At 31.0% G+C, this 1,579-nt stretch carries 2 protein-coding genes; both read left to right on the forward strand.

What is annotated here, in order from left to right; translation table 11 throughout:
* Positions 1–247: 247 nt before the first annotated feature.
* Positions 248–952 (forward strand): 4Fe-4S double cluster binding domain-containing protein, encoded by a 705-nt coding sequence (locus CLCOS_RS17715; protein WP_063602653.1) that lies wholly within the window; start codon positions 248–250, stop codon positions 950–952.
* A 211-nt stretch (positions 953–1,163) separates the two neighbouring features.
* Complete coding sequence (locus CLCOS_RS22565; protein WP_192847960.1) at positions 1,164–1,307, forward strand: hypothetical protein; 144 nt, start codon at positions 1,164–1,166, stop codon at positions 1,305–1,307.
* The last annotated feature ends 272 nt before the right edge of the window (positions 1,308–1,579 follow it).

The following is a 1,579-nucleotide window of genomic DNA, read 5'->3' on the forward strand; positions in this document are numbered from 1 at the left end:
TCCAAAGAACATTCAGACTTAGCCCTGCCAATATGAAATTATGTCCACATATGTACATTGCAAACATTTGAATTGTAGGATGTTTCTATTTTCATTGGCGGCTGTGAAGTAAGTCATGATTCGTTGAAAATTGAATAGTACGGTGTTATCATATAATTAATGTAAGTTAATACAGAATAGTAAATTATTACATCTAAATTTATCTAGGAAACAGGATAACTAATTATAGATGGAATGGGGGATAAAAATGGATTGCTTAAGTACAGAACTCAGGAAACTTCTTATTGAAAAGGGTGCCTCAATTGTGGGATTCGCAGATTTAAAAGATATTCCAGAAAACCAAAGGGAGGGTTATAGATACGGAATTTCAATTGCAGTATCACTGAATCCATATATAATTGCTGGAATAGAGGATGGACCAACAAAAGATTATTATGGTGAATATGTAAGAGTAAATAATCTTCTAGATGATCTTGATGAATATGCGGCAGAGATTATAAGGCAGCATGGATTTAGATCATTACCAAAAGTAAAAAGAAGTATCCAAACAGACGAAACAACTTTAACAACAATTTTGCCTCATAAAACTGTAGCAACTAGATCTGGAATTGGTTGGATTGGAAAATGTGCGTTACTTATTACAAAAGAATTTGGTTCTGCAGTAAGGTTATCAACTATATTAACTGACGCAGAATTAAATGTTGGCTCACCTATAAACGAATCAAAATGTGGTAAGTGTTTAATATGTACAAGTTTTTGTCCTAGCAATGCAGTGTTAGGAGTTAACTGGAAAGTAAATATGGATAGAGATAACTATTTTGATGCTTTTAAGTGTGGACATGAAGGGCGAAAAAGAAGTAATAAACTTGGAGTAGAGGAAAGAGTTTGTGGAAAGTGCATGTATGTATGCCCTTGGACACAAAAATATTTAAAATCAAAAGGAAATAAATGAGTGTAAAAATGTTAAAAACATATTCATTAATAACAAATTTATTTATGAGTATAAACATTCTTTTCTATAATTTGATTAGGACATATTATTCTTATTTAACCTAACAATTAAAAAGTGAATAATTTACTGAAACGCCGCATTATTTAAAAAATTTTACGGCGTTTTTATGTTCGTAATACGGTATTTTTGTTCATGAAAGGGAGATGGGAATATGATAATGACTGAGTTTTACAGGCAAAAATTAGCACAGTTAAATAGAAATATTCAGGATGCTGAATTAGAAAGAGATTTTAAGAAAGTGGCCAAGCTACAGGCTGAAAAAGCTGACATTGAAAAGAGAATCAAAGAAAAATAAAAACCAGGGATATAATTCCCTGGGAAAAAATAATTAGAGAGGAACTAATATTGAAGTATCTAATATTATAGACATAAGTGGATTATTTATACAATAGGTTAAGCAATCTGGTAATATGTCAAGATAGTTTTTTTAAAGATTTCGGTATGTTTTTCTTAAAAAAGGGCGCACAAAATAGACGTTCGAATTTTTTGACAAAAAATCGAATGTTAGTTCGTCTTGATATGAAATTCGGTGTCTAATTTTTCACCGGTGTACAGTTGGTTTTTGAC

This window comes from Clostridium coskatii (genome assembly GCF_001675205.1).
GTDB classification, from domain to species: Bacteria; Bacillota; Clostridia; order Clostridiales; family Clostridiaceae; genus Clostridium_B; species Clostridium_B ljungdahlii.

Excerpts from the sequence above, each read along its gene's own strand:
- CLCOS_RS17715 (WP_063602653.1), top strand. The coding sequence starts at position 248 with ATGGATTGCTTAAGTACAGAACTCAGGAAACTTCTTATTGAAAAGGGT.
- CLCOS_RS22565 (WP_192847960.1), top strand. The coding sequence starts at position 1,164 with ATGATAATGACTGAGTTTTACAGGCAAAAATTAGCACAGTTAAATAGA.